The sequence below is a fragment of the Geomonas subterranea genome, from assembly GCF_019063845.1.
In the GTDB taxonomy this organism is placed as follows: Bacteria; Desulfobacterota; Desulfuromonadia; order Geobacterales; family Geobacteraceae; genus Geomonas; species Geomonas subterranea.
The window spans coordinates 3225143-3250606 of record NZ_CP077683.1; the positions used below are offsets into that span (position 1 = coordinate 3225143).

The following is a 25464-nucleotide window of genomic DNA, read 5'->3' on the forward strand; positions in this document are numbered from 1 at the left end:
ATTCCGATCCGGCCGGGATGTCGAACTACTTGTAATCGCCCGTCAGTACGAACGCCCCCCAGTAGCCGGGGTGCGGGTAGCGGTTCCTCACGTGCAGCATGGCCAACCGGAGCGCCTGGGCCTTGTCGCTCAGGCTGTAGTCCCGGTAAAACTGCTTCATCAGTATCGCGCTGGAGACGTCTGAGACGCGCCAGAGGCTGGAAACCAGGGCATGGGTCCCGGCAAAGAGGAAGGCCCGGTTCATGCCGATCACGTCGTCGCCGCTCTTCACGTCCCCAAGGCCGGTCTGGCAGGCGGAGAGGACCACGAGGTCCGCCTTGATGTCCAGCCCGAACACCTCCTCGGCCTGCAGCCGGCCGTCGTTCTTGCCGTCCTTGGCCAGCCGGATGGATGAGAAGAGCGGGTTCACCGTGTCAAACTCCCCATGCGAGGCGAGATGAATGATACCGAACTTGGCGATGTTCTCACGCACCCAGCTCTCGGTGGCCCGCTCCCGGGTCAGGGTGGTCACGTCGCTGTAGTTCCAGCGCAGCGTCCCGGCCTCCTTCTCGGCGAAGGGGAGGTCGAGGGCGGCGTTGCCGAGGTCCGGGTTGCCGATGGCCAGTATGCGCAGGTTTTTGCCGGGCTGGCGCCGGGCCAGGGTGTGGCGGTACACCGAGGCGGCCGGGAGGTGGAACAGGGTGTGCCGGTCCACCAGGTAGTCCCGGCCGTCGTAGAGCGTGGCGAAGGAGAGGTAGTGCAGGCTGCCGTGCGGCACGACCCCCACCGTCTCCCCTTCCGGGACGCCGGCAAGGGGCCCGGAGAGGAGGATACGGTAGAGCTCCCGCGAGTTCTGTTCCAGGGGCTCCAGGTTCTGCAGCATGCGCCGGTAGGTGGCGACCTTGTCGGCGAGCTCCCGTGCGGAAACCCCGAGCACGAAAAGCTCCGCCCCCTGCCGCCCCAGCCGCCAGCACAGGAGCCGGTCCGGGAGCTGGTAGTAGGAGAGGAGGGTCACCCCCGGCTCCAGGAGGGCCCGGACCTCGCCCGCCGTCACCGGGGCCACCTTGACCAGCGCGAGGAGCTCGGGGCGGCGCCTTTCGATGTCGAGCAGGAGGTCCTGGTAGTCGGCGCGCAGCTTGTCCAGCGCCGCCGCGTACATGGTACGTTCGGCGGGAGTCGACGCCTGCAGTGCGAGCTGCTCCTGTTCCTGGATCTGCTCCCTGAGCCGGTTCTGCCGGTCGTAGAGGTCCTGGTCGGCACCGCCGGCGAGGGAGAGGCGCTGCCGCCCCAGTATGTCGATCAGGTTCCTGGCGCGGGAACGCTCGGCCACGGTGAAGGCCTCGTCATGGCGCCCAAGGTCAACCAGAAGCCCCACCAGCCCCTGGTAGACGTCCATCTTGTCGGCGAGGAAGCCGTCTTTCAACTGGTCCAGCTTGATCTCGGCGCGCAGCCCCTCCACCGTGTCGAGCGCCTGCCGGTACGAGGTTACCGCCCCTCGCGGTCCCCCCCCTGCTCCTGCAGCCGCGCCAGGCCGAGCAGGGCGCGCCAGCGCACCTCGCGCAGCAGCATGGCGTCGGCGAGCTCCAGTGCCTTCCGGTAGCTCGCCGTGGCGGCGTCGCGCTGGTTGCCGCGCGCCTGGGCATCTCCGAGCGCCAGGTGGATCTTCGCCTGGTTCACCTTGTCGCCGATGGCGTCGGCCAGCCCCGCCGCCTCGGTGAGGAGCGTGAGGGCGCCTGCCGGGTCTCCCATCTTGAGGCGGGTCTGACCCAGGTTCCTGAGATCGTAGGCGATGGCCCAGCGCGAGCCGAGGGCGCGGTCTATGGAAAGTGCCTGTCCCAGGCTCTCCAGCGCTCCCTGGTAGTCGCCCGACTCGCGCCGCACCAGGCCGATGTTGTTCAATGTGGTGGCGCTCTCGTCGCGGCGCACCTGCAGCTTGCCGGCCAGCTCCAGGGCCTGCCTGAGCTCGACCAGGGCGCGCTTGTTGTCCCCCAGGGTCCACCAGATGAGGCCGCCGGTGTTCTTGGCCATCACCTGCTCCAGCGCCCAGTTCTCCTTGAGCGCCGCCTTTTCCACCTGCTCGCGCAGGTCGAAGGCCTCCTGGTAGCGCCCCTGGAACCAAGCGTTGTTCCCCTGCTCCAGGACGATGCGCATCCGGGTTTTCAGCCCGCCCCCCGCCTTGGCCAGCGCCTCGCGGTAGAGCGCATCTGCTGCGGGGAAGTTGCCCAAAAGGCGTTCACAGCGGCCGCGCTCCAGTATGGTCTCGGCCTCCAGGGCGTTGTCGCCGTTCTTGGCGTAGAGGTCCTGGGCCTTCCGGTAGTAGCGCTCCGCGACCGCGAACTGGTTCAGGCGCAGGTCGAAGATGCGCCCGAGGTTCCGGTACTGGTCCGCCAGGTTCAGCTCGTCTTTCAGCTGGGCGCGCAGCCCGGCGGACTCCTCGAAGAGCGAGCGCGCAGCGGAATAATCGACCGCGTTTTCCATGACCACGCCGAAGTCGGAGAGGGCCGCCGCCTGGTCCTTGGCGAGCCCCAGGTCGGCGAAGATGGAGACACCCTCCTTGAGGGCGGCGGTCGCCTCCTTGAAATGCTCCAGGCGCCCCTGCAACAGCCCCAGCCGCAACAGGGCGTCGGCGTGCTCCGCCGAGTACGGCTTCTCCTTGGCGAGCCGCTGCACCAAGCTGTCGGCGTGGCTCACGGCGCGCTCGGTGAAACCGGCGCCGAAGGCGCTCTCCCGGGCGTGGCGGTGCAGCGCGGCGCGGTTTTTGGCCAGCTCCGGCGTCGCCTCGGCGACCACCAGCGCGTTATCGAAGAGGGCCAGGGCCTGCGCGTAGCGTCCGTCGTTGTGCGCCTGCACACCCTTTTTCACGTAGTCGTTGAAGAGCTTTTTGGCGAGCAGCGCGCTCTCGGCGGCGTCCCCACCCCAGTCGCCGATGAGAAGCCAGCCGGCCGGGAGTTCCCGCCGCGCCTGGGCCAGCGAACGATCCGCGTAGCTCTTCACGAAGGGAGCGAGGTCGGCGGGATGGTCCGCCAAAAGAAGACTCGGCACACCGAGGAGAGAGGCCATCTGCCCAAGGTACCAGGCCTGCCCCGTTCCCCCTTTGGGAGCGACGAGCAGCGACACCGAGTCGCCGTCGGCAAGTTCCGCCAGGTCATGGCGCACCCCGGCGGCATCCTCCCAGGAGGCGCCGAGCGCTCCCCCCGCGCCGGGGCGGCTGGGAGCAGAAGGGAGGAGCCCCGCGGCGGCGGGGAGCGTCACGGTGTGGGCATCGGCGAGGCGGCCCTGCAGCCCGTCGGCGGGGAGCTTCACAAACGGCGCCAGCGAGGGCCACACCCCCGCCGGGTCAAGCACCTGGGTCCGCAACGGACGGCGCCCCTCCACGCTCTTCAAAAGCTGGCTCGCGCTCACCCCCCAGGTGAGGGGCTTCGCCGAGGGGAACTGCTCGGGCCGCTCGTAGATGGCGACCAGGGCCGGGTCGTTGAACCGGGCGGCGACCGCGGCGCGCGGCACGGTCTCGGCAGTAATGCCGTCCTTGGCGCCGAAGGAGAAGACCAGGAAGCGGTTACCGGGTAGCGCGACCAGGCGCAGCACTGGGCGTCCCGAAAGGCGCTCCATCACGTCGATGGCCTCGGCGGGCTGCGGCGTCAGGGCCCGGCAGAGCTTCGCGCCTTTGCCGGAGGAGCACTCCTTGCGGAACGAGGCGAGGAGTGCCGCGAAGCGTTCCCGTTCGCCGGCGCTCCCCCCGGTGAGGGCGGCAGACGAGGCGGCGAGGCGGAGCGCGCCGGGACCGGCGACCGCGTAGTAGGGGGGAAGGAGTTCCAGTTTTTTGCCCAGGAGGGTGTCCAGGACCGTCTCTTCCTGCTGTGCGCGGAGTTTGAGGTAGGCTGCATCCTCCGGTGCGGCCTTGGCAAGAGCGGCGCGTACCCGGTCCAGCTCGGCGAGGTGCGGGGCGGCCTTGAGCAAGAGGTCTAGGGTCGCGTCGTCGTCGACACCGAGGAGGCTACGCCCCAGGATCTGCACCCGCTCCAGCTCGGAGAGGCGCTCCACCAGGGCGAAGCCCTGCTCCGGATCCTTCCCGGAGAGCGCCTCGATGCGCGGGGCGAAGCGCTCGGTCAGCTCGCCGAGGCGCAGGTCGTACTCGGTGGTGGGGAGGCGGTCCAGGAGTTTGAGGGCGCCGTCGTAGTCACCCAGCGCCGCCTGGGCGCGCCAGGCCATGGCGTCGTTGCCTGCAGTGCGCGCCTCGGCGAGCGCCGTGGTGTAGCCCGCCTGGGCCGCCTCGGCAAGGCCGAGTGAGGCGAGCGCCGCTGCACGGTTCAGGCGCGCCGCCAGGCGCGCGTGCACTTCTCCCCCTCCCCTTGCGGGAGGGGGTTGGGGGTGGGGTAAGGTGCCACGAGGCGCGCCCGTGCCCAGGGCGAGGTCACCCACCCCCCTGCCCCCTCCCGTCGAGGGAGGGGGAGATGAAGCGAGCACCCTGTCCCAGGCGGCTATGGCCTTGTACAACAGTGCCTGCCGGCTCCCGTCGTCGGGGCGGCCGGAGGCGAGGCGCGCCAGGATGGCACCGGCGTCGTTGCCGTAGCGGGCCGAAACTTCGGGAGGGAGGGCATCGCGATAGGAGCCGGCCAGGGCCGAGCAGGCCGCCTGGGACTCCAAAAACTCCGCCACCTCGCCCGGCGCGGCGTTTTCCGGGACCAGCATCCCCCAGTTGACCAGGTTCAGCATGGCGCCCACCGCGTTGCCGTTCTTCAGCGCGACGGCGGTGGCCGTCCTGAACCCGACGGCCGCGGCAGCGCGGTCGCCGCGCGCGTAGGCGAGCTGGGCGGCGCGGTGGCTCAAAAGGCCCACGCCGAAGAGGTCCCCTTCCGCCACCTGGTCCACCCGCTCCGGGTAGCGCCCGAGCAGTTCCCTGAACAGCTTCTCCGCCGTGGCGTTGTCGCCCAGGTCGGTGGCGATGCGGGCCAGATAGCTCTGCGCCAGGCGCCGCTCCTGCTCCGCCGAAAAACCGAAGGCGGCCTCCGTGGCGCCCCCCTTGTTCAGGGCGACGCTGGCGGCCACATTGATCAGCCCGCCGCCGCGCTTGGGCGCGCTCTTCTTCTCCGGGGGGTACTGGTCCAAAAGCGCCAGCACCTCGGTGAAGCCGTCCCGGGAAAGCAACAGGAGCCTCTTCTTCTCCGCGCCGGAGGCGGTCTCGGCCTGGCGGTAGGCGGCGATGCTCGCCGAGCGGCGGTTGGCCGCCAGGTTGCCGTGGCGCCCGAGTGCCCGGTTCAGCCGGTAGGCCTGGTCGAAATGCGCCAGCGCCGGCTCGAAACGCCCGGCATCGAAGTTGGCGAGCCCGAGCCGGTCATGCAGCTCCGCGCCGGTCTCCACCAGGCGCGGCACGTTGTCCAGCTCGCGCTCGACGGCGGCGGCCATCCCGTTCAGTTCCAGGAGATACTTCTCCCCCTGGGGCACCCCGGCACAGGCTGCGGCGGCAAGCGTGCGCTGCCGCGCCAAAAGGCCCCTGAGCGCCGCGTCGAACTTCCGCCATCCCGCTGCCGGGGGTGCCTCGGCCCGGTCCGCACCGAGGAACTCCAGCTCCGCGTTGATGGCCTGCTGTCCGGCAAGCCGCTGCTCCTGTTGCGGCGGGAGCTTCTGCCCGGCGAAGAGGCGCTCGTTCACCCGGCGGGTCAGGCGGCCGAACTGTTCCAGGGCGCGCGCCGGCTCCAGTCGGGACTCGGCGAGCTTGAGGGCCCGGCCATAGCCGTCGATTGCGGCCTGCTTCTCCCCCACCTGGAAGGCGACGGCGCCGTAGCGCTGCTCGAAGAGAAGTTCGGTATCGGCGTTGTCGAAAGGGACCTTGGCGGCGAGGCGCTGGCCGTAAAAGCTCCAGGCCGTGGCGTTACGCCCCAGAAGGAACGCGATGTTGCCGATGTTAAGCGAGAGGTTCGCGCTGTTGTCGGGGCTTTCCTGGGGGCGGTTCAAAAGCTTGGCGCGACGGTAGAGGTTCAGGGCCCGCTCCAGCCCCCCCTGCTCGCCGTGCACCGTTTCCAGGACCTCCGCGATGTAGCCGCGGGTCTGGAAGGGGTACTCCGAGCCGGGGAGCCGCTCGGCGGCCCGCGCGATCAGGCGGTCCCCCTCCTTAAGGGATTCCTTTCCGGGGAGGTAGGTGAGGCAGAGCCCGGCGCCGTAGAGAAGCACCGGGTCGTCCGGATAGGAGTTCAGCATCTTCCGGTACAGCTCCAGGAGCTCCGGGGCCTGCCCCTGGGCGGCGACCGATTTGATGTAGCCGCGGTGGGCCTCCAGGCTGCGCCCCTCGTAGCGGATCAGGTCGAGAAATGCGGCCCGGGCGGCGGCTACCTCTCCCAGGCGGTACAGGCTCTCACCGGCTGCGAGACTCTTCCTCAGGTAAGCGGCGCGCGCCAGCTGGTACAGCGGCGCGTCCTCGGGGTGCTCCCCCATCTCCTTCTCGTAAAGCGCCGTCGCCTCGCCGTAGCGCTCCTCGCGATAGAGGATCTCGGCGAGCGCGAAGCGCGCCGCCGCGGTGGGAGTGGCAACGGCGGGAAACTGCTCCAGGACGGTCCGGTAGGCGTCCTTGGCCCGGACCCAGTCGCCGCCCCGGTAGGCGAGGTCGCCGGCCCTGTTCCAGGCTCCCATGGAGAGGCGCGGCAGGGTCCCCCGGTACTGCTCGGCAAGAGCCGCCAGGCGCTCCCGCGCGTCGGCGGTTTTCGCGGTCAACTGGTCCAGAATCTCGGCGATGGCCGCCTCGGCCCACTGTTCCTGCCGGTCGTATTTCTTGGCCACCTCGACCAGGGCCGCAACCGATCCCTCCCCCCCCTCGATGCGGGACAGCAGCCTCGCGCGCCGGTAGGCCGCCTCGGCCAGGATCTCGGCAGAGGCGGAGCCAGTGGCGAGGGCCTTCTCGAAGCGGGCGATGGCGGCCAGTTGGTCCTCGGCGCCTGAGCCGTACTCGGCCTGGAGACGGGCGCCGTCGACAAAGGCCCGCGCCGTCGCGTCGCTCCCCTTGTCCTGCGCCGCCCGCAGCATCTCCTCCTGCGCCTCGGAGATCACCCCCTTGCGCCGGCCCGCGACGACCACCTCCTCGCAGCGGCTCTCCGCCTGCAGGCGCAGCCGGGCGATCTCGGCCAGCGCCGATTCGGGGAAGGATGCATAACGGACCGCGGCCTCGGCATAACGCTCCTGCGCCTGGGCACGCTCGCCGGCCTGCTCCATGAGCCCGGCGAGGGCCAGCGAGGCCAGCCCCCCCTCACGTGTCGGGGCCTCCTCCCGCGCCAGCACGCGCAGGCAGGCCAGCCGCGCCATCGCCGGGTCGGCCGGCTGGCGCTCCAGGATCACCCGGGCGACCTGCCACTGTCCCGCCGGATCCGTCTGGTCCGGGATCTCCCCCGACGCCGGCAGCGAAAGTACCTGCCCCCCCGACGCCGCGCCCGCAACGAACAGCACCCGCTCGGCGGCCGGGACGGGGGCCGCTGTGGAAAGAAGTCCGGAGGTGAGCGGGAAGGCGGCCGGGAAACCGTGGCTCCCCTGGCGCCCAAGCTGCAGCCGGAATACGGCGCCCCCCTCCGGTCCGCCCGCCGTGTCCCCGGCCGGGGGCGCGAAGCGGGTGAAGAGGATGGTATCGCCGTCCTGCCAGGCGGGGTAGAGGTCGCGCTCGGCGCCGGCGGTCAACTGGGTCAGGCGCCCTCCCCGTTTATCCCAGAGCCAGAGATCGCCCCCCGGGTCCTTGTCGCGGGAGACGAAGGCGATCCTGTCGCCCTCAGGTGAGACCGCCGCGAAGGCCGCGTCAATGCCGATGGGGAGGGTTTCCCCCTTGCCGGTGCCAAGTTCCAGCCGCACCAGGTCCCGGCGCCCGGCGCCGGGAAGCTGGCGCTGGTAATAGAGGGCGCTGCCGTCGGGGGCGAAGCCCGGAGCATCCTCGCCGGCGTCGTTGCCGGTGAGGCGCCGCGGCGCGGCACCCGGTCCGGCCAGATCGATGAGCCAGATATCCCCCTTCAGGTCGTCGCGCTCGTCGGCGTAGGCGAGCCTGGTCCCGGTGGCGTCGAAGGCGGGAGCTGAGATGCGCACCGGCCCCTTCGCCAAAAGGCGCGGCAGTTCGGCTACGTTCCCGGCGGTGTGCAGCCAGAGCTCGTAGCCGGCGTCCCCTTTTTCGACCGTGGCGATGAAGCGGCCGTCCCGGGAGCGCGCCGCGTAGAGCACCGACTGCGGCGTGTAGACTGCCGGCGCCGGGGCGACCTCGGGACGCGAGCGCGGCGCCGGGCGCGGCGCCGCCGGGGCCAGCAGTTCCTCACCCAGCGGCACCGCCTGCGCCGTCCCGGGGAGGAGCGCGGCGAGGGCCAACAGCAGGGTTATCTTCTTCGCGGCGGCGTTCATCGGGTTACCCATTTCCCGTCGTCATCCTGCACCTTGGTACCGGGGGCGCTGTTCTGGCGGTTCACCCTGGCGAAGACCTTGCGGATGGCGGGAAGATCCTTGGCCGTGAAATTCTCGTTGGTGCGCACCACCCTGAGCATCAGGATCTCGCGGGAGCGGTTCACCTCGTTGACCACCTGGCGGAACTCCCCCTCGCCGAAGCGGGTGGCGAAGGCCTTCAGGTCCGCCTGGGCCTTTTCCGGAACCTCGCGGCTGAAGCTGGTCAGGGTCCCCTCGAGGTTCTCCCCCACCCATCCCAGCCGTTTCAGTGCATCGACATCGTCGGCGTGGAAGGCGATGTTCTCCAGCGCCTGCGCGGCCTCCTGCTGTTCGGGGAGTGCTTGGGGGGCGTCTCGACCTTGCCGGTGGGCGACACCCCGCGCACCGAGGCGACCAGGAGCACATCCTCCGACAGCGCGTTGTAGGTTCCCAGCACCTGGTTCTCCAGCGAAGTCCGCTCGCTCACCACGTTGACGTCGACCTTGGCCAGGGTGCAGCCGCCCCCTGCCAGCAGAAGCACGGCAATGGAGAGGCGGACGAGAATGGACAACGGTGAGTGGTTTAAACGTCGAACGTTGAACGTCGAACGTCTGTTAGTTTTGGGCATTGCTCCTCCTTTTCAGGGACGGCTTACCTTTTTCATCGATTACCAGTGTGTCGGAGCGGACCAGGTCCAGGAGTGTCCTGGACGAGGCGATGGAGGCGAGCAGGCGCTTCAACTCGTTCTGTATGGGGAGCTCGGAAAGGCGCAGCCGCTCGATCCTCGGGATGGCCAGGTCGACCCCCTTGACCGAGAGCTCCCCCTCGCAGTCCAGCGCCCCGTCGACGGCGCTCACCCGCAGCCCCTTGAGGTCCGCCGTCTTCAGCGATTTGCGCTGCGCCACGATCTTCTCGTTGCGCTGGTACGGGTCGAGCGCGAACAGGGCCCGGTCCAGGATGCGCGAGCTGAAACGGCGCAGATTCAAGTTCAGGCGCATCCCCTCCAGGAGGGCCCGCTGTTCGGTCGCAAGCGGCGCGGAAAGGCTCAGTTCGCCGGTCAGCTCCCCTTCGCCTCCCGGCCGCTCCCCTCCCGCCGCCGGGAAGAGCAGCACCGGGTCGAGACGGGAGAAATTGCAATAGGTCGAAAGCACCGGGACCTCGCGGGAAAGATCGATCATGCCGCGCGCCCGCACCGTCCCCCCCCCCACCTCAGCCTGGAAGAAGCTCACCCCCAGCGCTTCGGGCTCGAGGAGGAGGTCCGCCTCCAGGGCGCTGGCCGCGATGGGAACCGCGCCTGACTTGAAGGAGACGCGGCGGACGCCGATCTTGCGCGGCCCGCCCATGAGCCCCCGCAGGTCCTCGTAGATGCGTGACGCCAGATCCGAATTTTGCGCGCCGGGCGCGCTGACCGGCGCGGGCCGCACCAGCCCCGTCGAGAGCGGCACCCACGCCTCACCCTCCCCCTGCGATTGTGCCAGGGCGTAGCTCCGGTCCAGCACCAGGTCCGCCCTGACGCCGCTCGCCGCGACCCCCTTGCCATCGGCCACCCCGAAATCGCGGCACTTTCCGTACCCCCGCACCCTCAGCTCGCGCGCGGCGGTGAGGTCGACGCGCCCCCCCGCCGAGACGTTGCCCGCCAGTTGCCACCCCGCCAGCACCTGCTTCGCCTCCGCCGGGAAGTTCCCTTCGAGGTGGGCGAACATGGTGGCGTCGAGACGCTTCAACAAGGTGGCGGCGTCGAACTTCCCTCCCTGGTCCTCGAGGAGGGAATCGATGCGCCCGACGGTCAGGTCGGCGATCTGGGACAGCCCCAGCGAGGCGATCTTCAGCTCCTCGGTAAGCCGGAATTCCTTCCACCCCGCCAGTTCACCCTGGAGGGTGAGGGTGCCGGAGCGCAGCGGCAAGGTCGCCGCCGTGCCGGAGAGGCCGGTGAGCGATGCGAAGCGGAAGGCGCCGTCCACCGCGAGGGGCTCTCCCTGACGCGGCAGGACCAGGCGCATCTGCGGCGCCGTGGTGAGCCCCTGCACCCGGCAGGTTCCCTGGCTTGCGGGGACACGCAGGTCCAGGTCGTTCAAGGTGAGCGTGAGGTCGGCGCGCTCCAGTAGCGCGAGGCTTCCCTTCGCCTTGCGCAGCGGGTTCTCCTCTTTGGGAAGCTGGGCTACCGGCAACGGCGCCGCGACATCCCAGGACGCGGCGGCGAGGCCGGCGGCGTCGAACCCGGCGGGAAGAAACGGGCGCGCGACCGGCATGAGGCGGCGCAGGTCCAGGCGCAGATTCCCCTTGGTGGCGGCGAGCTGCCGCCCCTGCCCGGTGAGCGACGCTTCTGCATCGAGCGCGAGGGCGTCCGACGCCGCAAGCAAGCAGGTCGCATGCTGCACGGTCGGGCTCCCCTGCCCCTTTGGCGGCAGGTGCACCCCTTCGGCGGCGAGACGGGCGCTAAACGGCTGCAGCGTCACGTCCTTCCCCTGCTGGTGCGCCTGCACGCTCCGGGCGGAAACCCGCACGAGCGGCAGCGCAAGATCCAGGGCGCCGCCGCTAAAGGCGCGGGCTTTCAGCTCCAGCTCCTCCCGCAACCCTTCCAGCGCCAGCTCGCTTCCCACGCCGACCCGCTCCAACTCCAGCTTTTGCCTGGCGTCGACCAGGGCGCGTTTCCCCTTCAGGTCGATCTCCGTCATGGCGAGGCTCACGCCCCCCTTCATGCCGTCGATCCGTACCGGCTTCTTGCCGGCGAGGTCCACCCGCCGCCCGGACCAGGAGAGGTCCGCCGCGACGCGCACCGGCTTCATCTTTTTCAGGGGGATCGTCGCCCGGTCTATGGATATGGCGATCCCCTCACCCTGCAGCGGGCCGCCGGCAAGCGCCAGTTGCAGACGCGGCAGGTCCAGCACCATCTTCTCTATCCGCACCGTCCCGTCGGTCCCCGGTCCCTGCAGCCGCGCGTCCAGCCTGTCGAGGGAGGCCGTCCCCTGCAGCTCCCGCACCGGGAGGTTCTTGGGAAGAAAGGGCGCCGCCACCTGCCGGGCCCGCCCCAGGTCCAGGCGCAGCGGTCCCAGCTCGGCCGCGACGCTGCGCGACTTGTCGGTGGGACGATCGACCAGGGCGTGCCAGGATGCGGTGATGAGCCCCGGGCTGGTCAGGCTCCCGTCGTCGAACGCCACCTGCTGACGCGCGTGGTTGCTGACCAGCTTCTGGCGCAGGTGCAGCTCCAGCGGGGCGAGTGACCCAGTCCTGCCGGGAAGCCGGTTGACCGCCAGCCGGTCGCCGTCCAGGGCAAGCGCCACCCGCAGGTCTCCCGTCCGGTCCGTCCGCGCCGCGAGCTCCAGCGTCACTTTGCCCGAGGGCTCGGGAAGGGGCTTCTTGGCGAAGGGGGCCGCGAGTCGGACAAGCTCCGGAAGGGAAAGGGCCAGGCTGGCCTTGAGTCCCTCCGGCCGGGTCACCCCCCCAGCGGCGCTGAGCGCGACGCCGGGAAGAGCCGCCCGTGCCGTCAAGGACGCCGCCGCCGGTTTGATCCGGTAGCTGGCCGTGACCAGGTCGGTGACCTCGATACCAAGGCTCACGGGCTGCGCCCTGCCGCCGTCGACGGCGACCTTCCCGCTAACGGAGCTGCGGACGGGGAGCCGGCTCAGCGAAGGGACGGCAAGGCCGAAGGAAACGTCGCTCAGGAGCAGGTCGCGCTTGGTCGCAGGGTCGGCGTAGTGGAGCGTCATGGGGGCGGCATCGGCCGACAGGCGCAGGTCGAGCGGCAGCGGCCACTCCAGGGACTGGAACTTCTGCACCCCTTCCGCGATGCGGGTGAGAGGATCCTTGAGCGGCTTCGCCCCGGGGGGCTTCGGCGGGCCGGGGGCGAGTTCGGCCTCCAGCTTCTTGATCTTGAGGTCGATGCCCAGACACCAGCGCTTGGTCGCCTGATCGCGCGAAAGGCCCGGCTCGAGTTTTAGTTGCTGCAGGGAAGCATGCAGAAGCGGCGGCGGACCGTCCCCCAGAACCAGTCCGGTGAGGGCGATGCCATCGGACCAGGAGACCTCGAGGTCAGCCCAGGAAACGGGTTTTTTCAAGGTGTAGGAGATCCCCAGCCGCAAGAGGGACTGGGCCGGACCTGTGGAGAGGATCGCCGGCAGCAACGCCACCAGCAGCACCAGTAGCAGCAGCGCGGAGAGCGCCAGGGTGCAGCCGGCGAAGATGACGCGTCTGACGCGAAGGGTACTGATGTAGGCAAGGAGGCGACGGCGCATCAGTGAATGTCCCAGGGGCGGAGGAAAATTACGAAGAGTTTCTTGTTATCATCTCCGCCGTTTAAAGTCAAACCGGATCGCCCCTCAGGAGTCGGACTTCAGGTAGGTATGGCAGATGTAGCAGAGGGCATCGCCGTCCCTCACCAGGTGCGGCGCCGGCCTGGTCAGGTTATGGCAGGATAGGCAGGTGAGCTTGCCGTCCTCCAGAATACAGCCAGCCGCCAGAACGTCGGAAACTGGTGCAAACTCGGCCGCTCTCGCTGGAGGTGGGTACCTGCGCAGCACCGGGTGTTCATTGGTATAGAGGCAGTGATCGTGGAGACAGACGGAAACTGGACGTGTGGAGTCTTCTGAGTGGCATACCATGCACTCCGCCATGGTGAGAATGCGGTTGGCGGCGGTTTGGTGGTAGGTGTTGGCTTCGCCCATCTCGAAGAAGAGCATGCCACCCAAGGCGATAGCAATCATTGCCAGCAGCCTTAAATGCACCTTCCCTGACTCTACCATAAGTCACCTATGTATTAGCGTTCATAAGGCTCCATATCAGGCTGTATTTAGGTGTCATTGTGACATTATATCGCATTGTTCAAGCTCACCTGCAAAGGATAGCACAGCGGCTATGACAGACAACGACGTCACAATTATATTCGATTCATTGGCCCCCTTCCTCCCGCTCCATCCGCAAAGGGGACTGGCTCCGCAGGTGCCTGTCCCCTTTGCCTTTTGTCCCCTTTGACAACGGTAACGGCGACTGTCCCCCCTCCCCTCGCGGGAGGGGGTTAGGGGGTGGGGGAAGGTGCCATCACCTCGGTCCCCTTGCGGCTCCTCACGATACCCGCAAGCCGATTGTGAGCACGCTCATTTTTACCTTGACCATCACCGCGCTTCTGCTATAGTGAGCGCGTTCATTTTACGGAGAACAGTCGATGCGCATCAGCGAGCAGGCAAAACAGTTGTGCCGGGCCCGGATCCTGGAAAAGGCCGCCGAACTCTTCTCCGCGCGCGGCTTCGACCAGACCACGACCCGCGACATCGCGCTCGCGGCCGGCGTCGCCGCCGGCACCATGTTCAACTACTTCCCCAGCAAGGAAACCATGGCGATGACCATGGTGAACGAGGCTCTGGCGCGGGGACGGGATGAATTCCTGACCCGCCTGGAGGGGGGCGAGTCGCTGGAGGAGGAGCTGTTCCTGCTGATCGGCTCGGAGCTCCGCCGCCTGCGCCCCCTGCGCCCCTTCCTGGGGCCGGTGCTGGAGCGCTCCCTGAGCCCGTTTCCCCGCAGGAACATCTGCCGCGAGGGGGAAACGGCGCGCCAGGAGCACCTGGAGTGCGTGCGGCACATCATGGAGCGGCACGGCTTCGCCGCGTCTCCCGAAGACGTTTCCTGCACCATCTACTGGTCGCTCTACCTCGGCATCCTCGCCTCCTGGACCGGCGACGGCTCCGAGAACCAGGAAGCCTCCCGCGCTCTCATCGACTACGCCATCCGCACCTTCGTGCAGATGATTTCCGGCGCCACCCGGGGAGGCGACCATGTCCGCTAACGCTCCCAATAGAAAAGGGATCGAGGCGCGGGCGGCCCTGCTCGATCTCATGCCGCGCCAGGAAGAGGACGCACGCAGGCGCCTGGCCGAGCTGGTGGAAAGCGTCGCCGCCAGGCGTCCACCCACCACCTCCTTTTCCCGGCTCTGTATCCTCGGGTCCCTGCAGGCCAAGGTGACCTGCGCCTACCTCGCCTACTGGCTGCGCAGCCGCTGGGCCGACGCCGACGAGCGGGAGCGGCTCAAAAGCGAGACCCACCTGAAGGCGGCGCTGGAGCTCTTGGGCACCATGGGGTACCTGCGCGGAGCGGTCATGAAGCTGGGGCAGATGCTGGCGACCTTCCCGGACGCCCTCCCCGACGAGTTCGCCCGGCTTCTCCCGGCGCTCCACTTCGAGGCGCCCCCCATGCATTACGCCATGGTGCGCGAGGTCTTCCTGGACGAGTTCGGCAGGGAGCCGCATGAGCTCTTCGCGAGCTTCGAAAAGGAGGCCTTCGCCGCCGCATCACTGGGGCAGGTGCACCGCGCCCGGCTCCATTCCGGCGAACTGGTGGCGGTCAAGATCCAGTATCCCGGCATCGCCCGCACCATCGAAGCCGACCTCAAGAACCTGCGTCTGCTCATGCAGCCGATGCGGCTGGGGGAGGACTGGGGCAACGTCGTGGCCAAGCTGGCCGAGGTGGAACGGGTGCTCCTCGCCGAGACCGACTACCTCGCCGAGGCGAGCTTTGCCCAGACCGTGCGCGACTCCTTCACCCCGGAAGACGGCATCGTCATCCCGCGCGTCTACCCCGAATACTCCACCCGGCGGGTGTTGACCACCGAATACCTGGCAGGGGTGCACCTGGAGGAGTTCCTCGCCACCGCCCCCTCCCAGGAATTGCGCGACCGCTACACCCACCTGATGACCCTCGCCACCATGCGCATGCTGTACCGCACCCACTGGCTCCTCGCCGATCCCAACCCCGGCAATTACATCTTCATGCCCGACGGGCGGCTGGGGCTCGTGGACTTCGGCTGCACCCGGCAGTTGACCGAGGAGGAGTGGCAGGTGCAGGTCGAGGTGGAGGAGGCGCTGCTGCGCCGGGACGAAAAGGAGATGGAGCGTCTCATCGTCAAGTCCTCGCTCTACGAATCGGCCGAGCAGATGGGGCGGGAGCGCCTGGAACTGATCGGCACGGTGATCCGCTGGCAACTGGAGCCGTGGCTCACCGAAGGGATCTTCGATTTCGGCGATGAGGATTTCTTCCGCCGCGGCATGGAGGCCATGGCCGCGGTGACCCGCAAGGGGTTCATGCGCGGCATGCCGGTGCACATCTGGACCACCCGCTTCGTTTTAGGGGCGCGGGGCGTCGTGTACCGCTTGAAGGGGCGCTGCGATTTCCAGGATATCTACCGGCGGGAGAGCGGGCGTAACAAGGCGCCAGCGTGAGCCGAGCCAGGATTTCGGGCAGGACGGCGCATGGCGCGAAGCCCCCTCGCCCTCAGGGAGAGGGGCGGGGTGAGGGCGCCTGTGGTTGGGCGGATGATTATTCGCCCCTACAGGTTGGTTGCGGCCGGTAAAAAATTGCATCGACCAGACATCTGTAGGGGCGAAAAATCTTTCGCCCCCTGCCAAGGAGGAACCAACCGTGCTGCAACTTAAAGACGTGGTGAAATCGTACGACGGCAAATCGACGGTGATGGCGCTCTCAGGCATCACCCTCTCCATCGCCGCCGGCGAGATGGTGGCCATCATGGGACCGTCGGGCTCGGGCAAATCGACGCTCTTGAACCTGATGGGGGGACTGGACGTGCCGAGTTCCGGCGAGGTGCTGGTAGCGGGGACCGACCTCGCCCGGCAAAGCGAAAAGGAACGCTCCCTGTTCCGGCGCGACCACGTATCCTACATCTTCCAGGCCTACCACCTGATGCCCACACTGAGGGTCAGGCAGAACGTGGCCCTGCCGCTGCGGCTCGCCGGGGTCGCCGCCAGGGAGGCGGAGTCCAGGGTGGAGCGGGTGCTGGCCGAGGTGGGACTGGAACACCGCGCCGACCACTTACCCGACGAACTCTCCGGGGGGGAGCGCCAGCGCGTCGCCATCGCCCGCGCCCTGGTCACCGACGCGCCGCTGCTCCTAGCCGACGAACCGACCGGCAACCTGGACAGCGCCCGCGGCAAGGAGATCCTCGCCCTGCTCCGGTCCATCCACGGCCGGCGCGGCACCACCATCGTCATGGTGACCCACGACCACGAGGCGGCCTCCGCCTGCGACCGTCTGATCCGGCTGCGGGACGGCAGGGTCGAGGAGGACGGCGCCACACCGGGAGGTGGACGATGAGGTTTTTGCTGCGGCATCTCTCGCTTTCCTACGCCCGGCGCCACCTGGCCAAGACCGTCCTCACCCTCCTGGGTGTCGTGGTCGGCGTCACCACCTTCAGCTCCATCAAGACGGCGCAGGACGCGCTCGTGGTCGGCATCGGCTCGACGGTGGACCGCGTCGCCGGCAAGGCGCAGCTCCAGGTGACCATGGAGGGGGGGGTACCCGAATCCCTGCAGGAAACGCTCAGGAACCTCCCCGGCATCCGGGCCACCTCCCCGGTCATCGAGCAGATCGTGGTCCCGGAAAAGGGGGAACTGGGGAGCCTGATGGTGATCGGAGTGGACCTCCTCGGGGATCGTGAGATGCGCGACTACGGCTTCGAAGGGGACGACGCGGACCTCGACGATCCGCTCCTCTTCCTGGCCCAGCCCGATTCCGCCCTCTTCACCCGCGAGTTCGCCCAACGCGCCGGCCTCGCTACCGGCGCGGCGCTTACCGTCAAGGTGCCAAGCGGCGTCAGGAAGGTGAAGGCGCGCGGGCTGATGAGCCCCAAGGGGTTCGCCCAGGCCTTCGGCGGCAACCTGATGGTGGTGGACGTCTACGCCGCGCAGGAGCTCTTCGGCCGCGGGCGGCGCTTCGACCGCATCGACGTGCGGCTCCAGGACGGGGTGAGCGTGGCGCAGGGGACCGAGCTGCTGCAAAAGGCGCTCGGCCCCGCCTACCGCGTGGAGACCCCGGCCAGGCGCGGCGAGCAGATGGAGCGGCTGGTGGCAAACTTCACCGCCGGCTTCAACGTCTCCAGCGCCTTCGCCCTCTCCATCGGTATCTTCCTCATCTTCAACGCCTTCAACGTCTCGGTGAACCGCCGGCGGCGCGACATCGGCACCCTGCGCGCCCTCGGTGCCACGCCGCGCCAGGTGCAGGTCCTGTTCCTGGCCGAGGCCCTCATCATCGGCCTCCTAGGCGGCGCGCTCGGCTGCCTGGCCGGGACCGCCTTCTCCCAGGCGCTCCTGGTGAGCATGGGGCAGAGCACCGAGATGGTGTACGGCATCTCGGGCTCGGGGGTCGTGCACCTGACGCCGCCCATCGTGCTGCAGTCCATGCTGCTCGGCCTGATCGCCTCGCTGGTCGGAGCCTGGGGCCCCGCCCTTTCCGCCTCGCGCATCTCCCCCACCGAGGCCTTCGCCAAGGGGTCGTTCCAGGCCAAGGTACAGCGCCGGGTGGCGCCGCGGCTGGCCGCCGGGGCCGCCCTGGTAGCCGGCGCGGTGGCGCTCGCGCTCAGCAGCGTGGTGAAGGGGAACGCCCTGGTGCTCTCGGTGCTCCTCTTGGGCGGCATCGGGCTCGTGCTCCTGATCGGCCCGCTCTCCCGCGCCGTCCTGGTCGCCCTCGGCCCGCTGCTTACGCGCCTGTTCCCATCGGCCGGGCCTCTCTCCTCGGACTCGCTTTTGGGAAACCCACGCCGCAGCTCCGGCACCATCATGGCCATGGCCCTCTCGCTCACCTTCGTGCTCGGGCTTGGGGGGTACATGGGCTCCACCAGGCTCACCATCGTGCGCTGGATGGACGACATCCTCACCTGCGACCTGTTCGTGCGCGCCTCGGCCAACTTCTCGCGTCCCGACTTCCTCTACCCCGGCGCGGTGAAGGGTGAGATCCTGGCCCTTCCCGGCGTGCGCACCGTGGAGAGCTACCGCGCCATACGGCCGCAGTTCCGCGGCAGGCAGATCCTGGTCGGATCGGTGGAGATGGACACCCTGATGCAGCGGGTGCGCTACGACTTCGCCCAGGGGGACCTGAAGTCCATGCGGGAGGGACTCATCAACAAGGAGATGTGCGCCGTCACCGAGAACTTCCGGGACCGTTTCGGCCTCGGCGTCGGCGACAAGGTGCCGCTCAACACGCCGGGGGGGATGGTGGAATTCCCGATCGCCGCCGTGATCCGCGACTACTCCTCGGACCAGGGCGCCGTCTTTCTGGACCGCAACGTCTTCTTGAGGCACTGGCAGGACGACCGGGTCGACATCTACGACGTGTCGGTGACGCCGGGGACCGACCCGGGCCGCGTGCGCGACCAGATACGCGCCAAGCTCTCCGGCAGGTACCCGGCGCTCATCTCCACACAGCGCGAATTCAAGGACGAGATCGGCAAGGCCATCGACGCCTTCTACGCGGTCATGCGCATCACCGTATTGCTGGCGCTCGGGGTCGCCTTCCTCGGCATCGTCACGTCGCTCCTCATCTCGGTCGCCGAGCGCACCCGGGAGATCGGGATTCTGAAGGCGCTCGGTGCGCTCCCCGGCCAGATCGCCCGCAGCGTGGTGCTGGAGGCATTGGTGCTCGCGATGGTGGGGCTCATGCTGGCGCTTCCCGCCGGCAACCTGTTCGCCTCCTTCATGGAGGGGCCGGTGGCCAAGGCGTTCACGGGGTGGGCCATGCCGCACCATTATCCCTGGGAGGTGCTGGGTGAGCTCATCGTGGCGCTGCCGCTGGTTTCCTTCCTGGCCGCCGGGATTCCCGCGCGGCAGGCCGCCGGGGTCAAGGTGACCGAGGCGATCGAGTACGAATAGGAATTATCCTCCCTCTCCCCCTGGGAGAGGGCCGGGGTGAGGACGTCGGCAGTGGCAACCTGTTCGCCCGGGGCATCCCCCTCACCCGGCCTTCGGCCACCCTCTCCCGGAGGGCGAGGGTACAGGAAGAATGGACATCATCCCTCCTCTCCCCCTGGGAGAGGGCCGGGGTGAGGGCATCGGCAGTGGCAACCTGTTCGCCCGGGGCATCCCCCTCACCCGGCCTTCGGCCACCCTCTCCCGGAGGGCGAGGGGTACAGGAAGAATGGACATCATCCCCCTCCCCCAGGGGGGGAAGGGGGATCGTAACATATTGCACAATCAGGTAACGGAGGTATTCACCATGTTCCGAACACTGTTGAACCCGCTGCTGCTCCTCGTCGCCATGGTTATCTGCACGCCGCTCTTTTCCGCACCGGCCATGGCCGCCCCCGACGCCCGCGCGCTCTTGAAGGAATCCGAAACCCGGCACCGCACCAAGACCCAGCAGTACTCGGGCGACCTCACCGTGGTGAACAAGGAGGGGAAGGTCCGGAAGAAGGGGTGGAACAGCTACCGCCAGGGGTACGCGGGGGACTCGAAGAACCTGATCCGCTTCACCGATCCCCCCGAGGTGAAGGGGGTGGGCTTTCTCTCCCTGCCGCGGCCGGGCTCGGACAACCCGGACCAGTGGCTCTACCTCCCCTCCATGAAACGGGAGCGGCGCATCGCGCCCCAGGACCGGGACGCTTCCTTCGTCGGGACCGACTTCAACTACGAGGACATGGAGGAGTTCGATCACGAGAAGTACAAGGTCTCGCTGCAGGGGGAGGAAACGCTCGACGGCCAGCCCTGCTGGGTGATCACCGCGATCCCGCTTGAGAAGGGGAGCAAGTCGATCTACCAGAAGCTGACCCTCTACCTGAGAAAGGACATCCTCTACCTGGTGCGCGAGGACCTGATCCGCAAGGGGGAGAAGGAGCCGGCCAAGCGCCTGGTCCTCTCCGACATCAAGAACGTCGAGGGGCACTACGTCGCCGCGCGCATGGAGATGACCGACCTGAAGAAGGGGAGTCACACCACGGTGACCTTGAAGCAGATTTCCTTCAACCGTCCCCAACCCGCCAGCCGCTTTACGCTGCAGAACCTGACCCGCGAGGGGGGCGATTGAGAACCGCTCTCCTGCTTCTATTGCTGCTGGCCCTCCCCTGCTCCGCGCTCGCCGAAGGTTTCTCCGGCTATGCCGAAGTGAAGGGGTTCGCCTACGGTGAGCGCTTCGCAGGCGAGCCGTACGGCGCCGGCTGGGGCACGCTCTACGGCAAGTGGGAACAGCGCCTCGCCGAGGGCCAGTTCACGGCGTCGTTGCGCGCCGAGTGGCTCACCTCGCCGCAGACGAGCCCCCTCGTCTTCGACCCCGCGGACCGCAAGCTCCGGCGCCCGCCGCTCTCGGCCCCGGAGCTGTGGCTGCGCGTCCCGCTCGCTCCGTCGCACGACCTGGAGTTCGGACGCTTCCAGCTCGGCTGGGGCAAGACCGACGGCTACTCCCCCGCCGACGCCTTCCTCCCCCGCGACCTGACCGATCCCTTCGCCGACGAGAAGCTGCCGCTTTGGGCAATCCGCCTGAGCGGACAGGAGGAGAACCTGCGCTACCAGGCGGTGCTGGTGCCGGTGACGACGCCCTGGCGCCTCCCCCCCTTGGGAAGCCGCAACGCCCCCATCGCCTCGGGCGCCCTCCCGGCAGGGACCACGTTTCAGGAACAGGACGACGCACCGCCGCTCCCCGGCTTCGCCGCCCTGCGCCTCCTGGCCACCCACGGCGACTGGGACCTCGGCGTCTGGGCGAGAAGCGGCGTGCGGCCGGCGCCCATCCTGGCATTCTCTCTCGACCCGGCGATGCAGACCGGACCGGTCCCCGTCATCTCGGTCGGGCGGCGCTATCCGCGCGAGCATGGTGTCGGCGTCGAGGTCTCCCGCGTGGCCGGCCCCTACGTTCTGCGCGGCGAGGCGGCCGCCCTCTTCTCGGCGGACCGGGAACTGGGTGACGCGCTCATCGGCACCCTGAGCGTCGAGCGCGGTTTCGGGGACGGGACGCTCCTCGTCACCCTGGCCGGCAACGCCATCGACCCGCCGGTCGATCCGACGCTCCTCTTCGACCGCGGCCTCCTCCCCGCCCTGATCGTCGCCTGGAACCGGACCGAGGAGTGGGGTGCCTGGAAGCTCGTCTGGGACTGCGGCCTCGAACGGGGCGACGGCCTCGTCAAGGCGGAGGTCGGCTACAACGTCACCGACACCTGGAAGGTCACCGTCGGGGGCGATCTCCCCTACGGCTCGGACCAGGGCCCGCTGGGCGCGCTGCACGGGGCCCGGCGCGTGGTGGCCGCCGTCCACCGCAGTTGGTGACCCCCCTCCTCCGGTCTTGACAAGGTCGATTGAAAAATTAATATTTTCCAATTCGAACTGCCATAAGGGGGGAGCACCATGGACGTCGAGCTCGCCGTAATGCTGGGCAAGGAGTTGACCCGCCTGGGCGCCGACCTGATGTCGAAACACCTGGAGGCGCAGTTGGCAGGGAACGAAGAAGTCGCCACCATGGCCCTCGCCAAGGTGGTCTTTTACACCAAGGTCCTGGAGCGTTACCAGGAAAACGACGACTACTATACCTTCGTCATCGACATGCAGGTGGCGCGCGAGGTCCAGGAAGACTTCTACTACGAGTCCCGTGCGGCCAACGACCGGAAGCGGGCCCTGGTCGCGCTGGCCAGGCTCCGTTTCCTCGCCATGCTGCAGCGCCGCCTCGCCGCCGCGGAACGCGACAAGGCCATGGAAACCCTCCGCAACACCCCTTCCATCGTGCGTCACTGAACCCGCCCTCATTGACGTATACGCGGCCGCAACCCTTTGCGTGGTATACGTTTTAGACACCGCCCCGCCTTTACGCTACCATCGTAAACCTCTTCGGCACCCTGCCCCGGCCCAACCGCCACTGCACCGGGTAACCTCCTGCCGAAGCCGGGAGGACGATGGCTTTAATCAGTTCCGAGACCATTTCAGGGATCCGCCTTTTCAGCGGCCTCAAAGAGGGCGACCTGGAGCGCATAGCGCTGCGCCTGGAGCTGCGCGATTTCGCCGCCGGCGACGTCATCCTCGCCCGGAACGAGCCGGCGCAGGAGCTCTACGTGATCCTCTCCGGCAGGATCCGGGTGGAGCTTTTGGACCGCTCCGGGCAGATCCTCAACCTCACCGAGCTCGGCATCGGCAACGTGATCGGTGAGCGGGCCATCCTCACCGACGAGAAACGCTCCGCCGACGTGCGCGCCATCACCGACGTCCAGGCGGCGCGGCTCACCCGGGACCACTTCGAGGAGCTTTTGCAGGGCATGCCGCTGCTCTACGCGAACCTGAGCCGCATCCTCGCGGCGCAGCTGGGAAGCTGGGCGCACCGGCACCAGCGCGAGGAGAGCGAGCACCGCGAGGTGATCACCAACATCATCGGCTGGCAGCTCCTCCCCGAATTCGGCGAGTTCCCCGGCACATCCTCCTGGGTGCGCCTTTTGAACCAGCGCCTGCAGCACCTCTCCGACACCAGGAGCCACGTCCTCATCCTGGGGGAACCCGGCACCTGGAAAGACCTTGCCGCCCGCCTGATCCATTTCCACAGCACCGGCGACCGCCCGGTCCTCTTCCTCGACTGCGCCTCCCCTCCCCCGGTGATGGGTGAGGAATGCTCCGCCAGCGACTCCGCACAGCAGAATTCGCTCCTCCTGGGGCTTGCCCAGGAAGCCGCCCTGTTCGGCCACGCACCGGAGGGGGCGATGTACGCGCGCCGGGTCAGGCGCGGCATGATCGAGCTCGCGGCGGGGGGGGACATCATCCTCAGGAATATCGACTGCCTCTCCAGCGCTGTGCAGGAAGAGCTGGTCGAATTCATGGAGAGCGGCCATTTCACCCGCCGCGGCGAGACCAAGCTCAGAAGCGCCCAGATCCGCATCATCGCCACCAGCGGCAAACCGCTCCGCCCGCTCGTTGAGAGCGGCAAGTTCAACGCGGTGCTGTTCAAGAAGCTCTCCGGCGAGACCCTGGAGCTCGTGCCGCTCAGGGAGCGCAAGAAGGACATCCCGGTCATCGCGCGGAGCCTTTTGAAGTCCCTGAACGCCAAGCACCACAAACAGGTGCGCCGCCTCTCTCAGGACGCCCTGAACCGCCTGGTGGACCACGACTGGCCCCTGAACGCCAGCGAGCTGTACCAGGTCCTCTCCCGCGCGGTGGTGGTCTGCAACGACGACGAGATCCAGCCCGAGCACATCTCGCTGCAGGGACACCCCTTCGGGGACGGACGCTTCAACCTGCTCACCCTGCCGGCAGTGGAGAACCTGGCCAGGAACCCGCGCTTCCCGCGCCTGTTGCGCTGGCTTACCGTGCCGCTCTTTCTCGGCGTCACGTTCTACACCCTGTTCGGGCCGCGCCAGCACAACGCCGCCAACCTGGTGGCCTGGACCATCGGCTGGCCGGCGCTTTTGCTCACCGCCTTCCTTTTCGCCCGCGGCTGGTGCAGCTTCTGCCCCATGGAGGCGATCGGCGAGTACCTGGGGGTCTCCAGCCGCGTGGTGCGCGACCCCGCTCCCTGGCTGCGCCGCTGGGGACCGTCGCTCTCCTTCGCCGCACTGGTGGTGATCCTCCTTTTGGAGCAGGCCACCGGCATGTTCAGCTACGCGGGCGCGACCGGCGTGCTCCTCTCGGGGATCCTCTGCGCCACGGTGAGCGCGGACCTCGTGATCGGCCGCCGGGGGTGGTGCAAGTTCCTCTGTCCCCTGGGGCGGATCGTGAGCCTCGTCTCGCGCATATCCCCTTTGGAGATGCACAGCAACCACAACGTCTGCCTGAGCCGCTGCCGCGTCGACGACTGCATCAAGGAAAAGGGGTGCCCGATGGGGCTGCACCCCTCCGGCGTCGACAGCTCGGACCACTGCGTGCTCTGCCTGAACTGCGTCAGGAGCTGTCCGCACCGCTCCATGCAGCTTGACCTGAGAAACCCCACCTGGGGCGGCTTCAACCGGGCCCGGCGCGGCTTCCGCGAGGCGCTCTTCAGCACCACCCTGGTCGGCGTGGTCATAGCCGCCAAGGGGACGCCGCTTCTGGCCGGCCGGCCGGCCGAGATCTTCACGCGCACCCTTTGGAGCGTGAACGACTACCTGCTCGCCCTGGCCATCGTCACGGGGTTCACCCTGCTCGCCTGCCTCGCCTCGGCCCCGGTGCGCGGCACCGGCTGGCGCCCGGTCTTCACCACCAGCGGCCTCGCCTACCTCCCCCTGGCCGCGGCCGGCCTGTTCATGATCTTCTTCCGGGCCCTGGTCGAGGGGGGTGCGCAGATCGTCCCGCTCTCGATCCACGCGCTTGGGCTCGACCACGTCCTGGACGCGGCGGCGCTCACCCCGGAACTCGGAACGCTGCGCCTGCTCATCTACCCGCTGCTCCTCCTCGCGTCACTTTTCTCATGGGTGATCCTCGGCAAGCTGCAGCGCCAGGACGGCCTTCCGCCCCGGGCGCTGGTCGGGCACCGCCTGCTCATCCTGACGGCCGCAGCCATCTTCATAGCTATCCTGTAAAGTAATAATGTGAGATAATTCCAGTTACAGAAGCGCCGCCGAAAGTCATAGGGCTCGAGGTTACAGCCACCTCCTTGACACTGGCGGCGCTGGTGTTACTACTTGTTCCGGAGGTCACACTCAAACAGGAGGCGCACAATGAAGAGAATTGCTTTGGTCGTCATGGCAGGTTTTCTGGCAATCGGCAGCGTACCAGCCTATGCTGCGGACACCGGCGGCAAAGACGAGTGTCTGCTCATCTCCAAAAACTGTAAGAACGAAGTGGACAGCATCCAGCAGAAAATCAAAAAACTCCAGGTAGAGATCAAAAAGGGTAACAAGGTCTACACGACCGATGAACTGAAGAAACTCCACTCAAAACTGCAGGAGGCCAATCAGGTCCTCGAGGATCTTAACAAGCCCGGCCACTAGGCCCCCGGGTACGTCTTCGCGTCAGCACCACAAAGGCCATCGTGACAGTCACGATGGCCTTCCGCGTTTCCCAAAGCCCCCGGCTACTTTTTCCTTGCCACCCGCACCCAAACCTGTTACAAATTTTTGGTCAGACCGGCCGGCCATCGCCTCAAACTCCCACGGCTCTGACCACATACGCATAGCAGCACGGAATTCCTCGTTACGATGAGGCGTTTGCACAAACACAGGCTACTGCCCGGAAACGTCGAAAGACGCCAATGGGTAGACCAGGTATTGCCGGATTAAGGCTTTACTTAAGGTAGCTGGTCCCCGCGACCTACGTTGTGCACTGCCGAAAACCTACGAGTGGGGAATCACAGGCAGACGTCCAGGCCCGGGTTCCCCCGTGGCCTTTTTTCGTTTCAGCACGTCGGATAAGAAAGGTGGTGGTTCTACAAATTGGACAGTCATAGTAGCGAATATCCGTTACC

At 67.9% G+C, this 25464-nt stretch carries 15 protein-coding genes and 1 riboswitch; of the genes, 9 read left to right on the top strand and 6 right to left on the bottom strand.

All coding sequences use genetic code 11. The features are described from left to right. Positions 1-25 precede the first annotated feature (25 nt). The 6 genes from KP001_RS22030 to KP001_RS14070 all read right to left on the bottom strand — a co-directional run bounded on the left by KP001_RS22030 (position 26) and on the right by KP001_RS14070 (position 13055). Positions 26-1438, bottom strand: a complete 1413-nt coding sequence (locus KP001_RS22030; RefSeq protein WP_239027783.1) for a CHAT domain-containing protein — start codon at positions 1436-1438, stop codon at positions 26-28. A gap of 26 nt (positions 1439-1464) precedes the next feature. Then, positions 1465-8349, bottom strand: a complete 6885-nt coding sequence (locus tag KP001_RS14055; RefSeq protein ID WP_239027784.1) for a hypothetical protein — start codon at positions 8347-8349, stop codon at positions 1465-1467. After that, positions 8334-8627: a YdbL family probable chaperone protein gene (locus KP001_RS22035; RefSeq protein WP_239027785.1), complete on the bottom strand. Its 294-nt coding sequence runs from the start codon at positions 8625-8627 to the stop codon at positions 8334-8336. Before KP001_RS22035 ends, KP001_RS14055 begins: the two co-directional genes overlap by 16 nt. Before the next feature lie 14 nt (positions 8628-8641). Continuing rightward, the gene (locus tag KP001_RS22040) at positions 8642-8983 is read right to left on the bottom strand and encodes a hypothetical protein (protein ID WP_239027786.1); all 342 of its coding nucleotides are present in this window, start codon (positions 8981-8983) and stop codon (positions 8642-8644) included. After that, positions 8970-12587: an AsmA family protein gene (locus KP001_RS14065; protein ID WP_217286236.1), complete on the bottom strand. Its 3618-nt coding sequence runs from the start codon at positions 12585-12587 to the stop codon at positions 8970-8972. The genes KP001_RS22040 and KP001_RS14065 overlap by 14 nt, the downstream gene beginning before the upstream one ends. An 84-nt stretch (positions 12588-12671) precedes the next feature. After that, the gene (locus tag KP001_RS14070) at positions 12672-13055 is read right to left on the bottom strand and encodes a cytochrome c3 family protein (RefSeq protein WP_224961612.1); all 384 of its coding nucleotides are present in this window, start codon (positions 13053-13055) and stop codon (positions 12672-12674) included. Between the two features lie 458 nt (positions 13056-13513). Here KP001_RS14070 and KP001_RS14075 point away from each other — a divergent pair, with 458 nt between their 5' ends. The 9 genes from KP001_RS14075 (at position 13514) to KP001_RS14115 (ending at position 24991) form a co-directional block, all read left to right on the top strand. Next, positions 13514-14131, top strand: coding sequence for a helix-turn-helix domain-containing protein (locus KP001_RS14075; RefSeq protein ID WP_217286238.1), 618 nt, complete (start codon positions 13514-13516; stop codon positions 14129-14131). Then, a complete protein-coding gene (locus tag KP001_RS14080; RefSeq protein ID WP_217286239.1) occupies positions 14121-15560 on the top strand; it encodes an ABC1 kinase family protein in 1440 nt (479 codons plus the stop codon). Before KP001_RS14075 ends, KP001_RS14080 begins: the two co-directional genes overlap by 11 nt. Positions 15561-15759: 199 nt before the next feature. Further along, positions 15760-16449, top strand: coding sequence for an ABC transporter ATP-binding protein (locus tag KP001_RS14085; protein ID WP_217286240.1), 690 nt, complete (start codon positions 15760-15762; stop codon positions 16447-16449). Next, a complete protein-coding gene (locus KP001_RS14090; RefSeq protein WP_217286241.1) occupies positions 16446-18998 on the top strand; it encodes an ABC transporter permease in 2553 nt (850 codons plus the stop codon). The genes KP001_RS14085 and KP001_RS14090 overlap by 4 nt, the downstream gene beginning before the upstream one ends. A gap of 385 nt (positions 18999-19383) precedes the next feature. Next, a complete protein-coding gene (locus KP001_RS14095; protein ID WP_367620613.1) occupies positions 19384-20148 on the top strand; it encodes an outer membrane lipoprotein-sorting protein in 765 nt (254 codons plus the stop codon). Then, the gene (locus KP001_RS14100; RefSeq protein WP_217286243.1) at positions 20145-21377 is read left to right on the top strand and encodes a hypothetical protein; all 1233 of its coding nucleotides are present in this window, start codon (positions 20145-20147) and stop codon (positions 21375-21377) included. The genes KP001_RS14095 and KP001_RS14100 overlap by 4 nt, the downstream gene beginning before the upstream one ends. A 78-nt stretch (positions 21378-21455) precedes the next feature. Then, positions 21456-21839 (top strand): hypothetical protein, encoded by a 384-nt coding sequence (locus tag KP001_RS14105; RefSeq protein ID WP_217286244.1) that lies wholly within the window; start codon positions 21456-21458, stop codon positions 21837-21839. A 158-nt stretch (positions 21840-21997) separates the two neighbouring features. Continuing rightward, on the top strand, positions 21998-24580 hold the full coding sequence (locus KP001_RS14110) for a sigma 54-interacting transcriptional regulator (protein WP_217286245.1): 2583 nt from the start codon (positions 21998-22000) through the stop codon (positions 24578-24580). A 138-nt stretch (positions 24581-24718) separates the two neighbouring features. Then, positions 24719-24991 (top strand): hypothetical protein, encoded by a 273-nt coding sequence (locus KP001_RS14115; RefSeq protein WP_217286246.1) that lies wholly within the window; start codon positions 24719-24721, stop codon positions 24989-24991. Positions 24992-25182: 191 nt separating this feature from the next. Then, positions 25183-25351, top strand: a riboswitch (M-box (ykoK) riboswitch). The last annotated feature ends 113 nt before the right edge of the window (positions 25352-25464 follow it).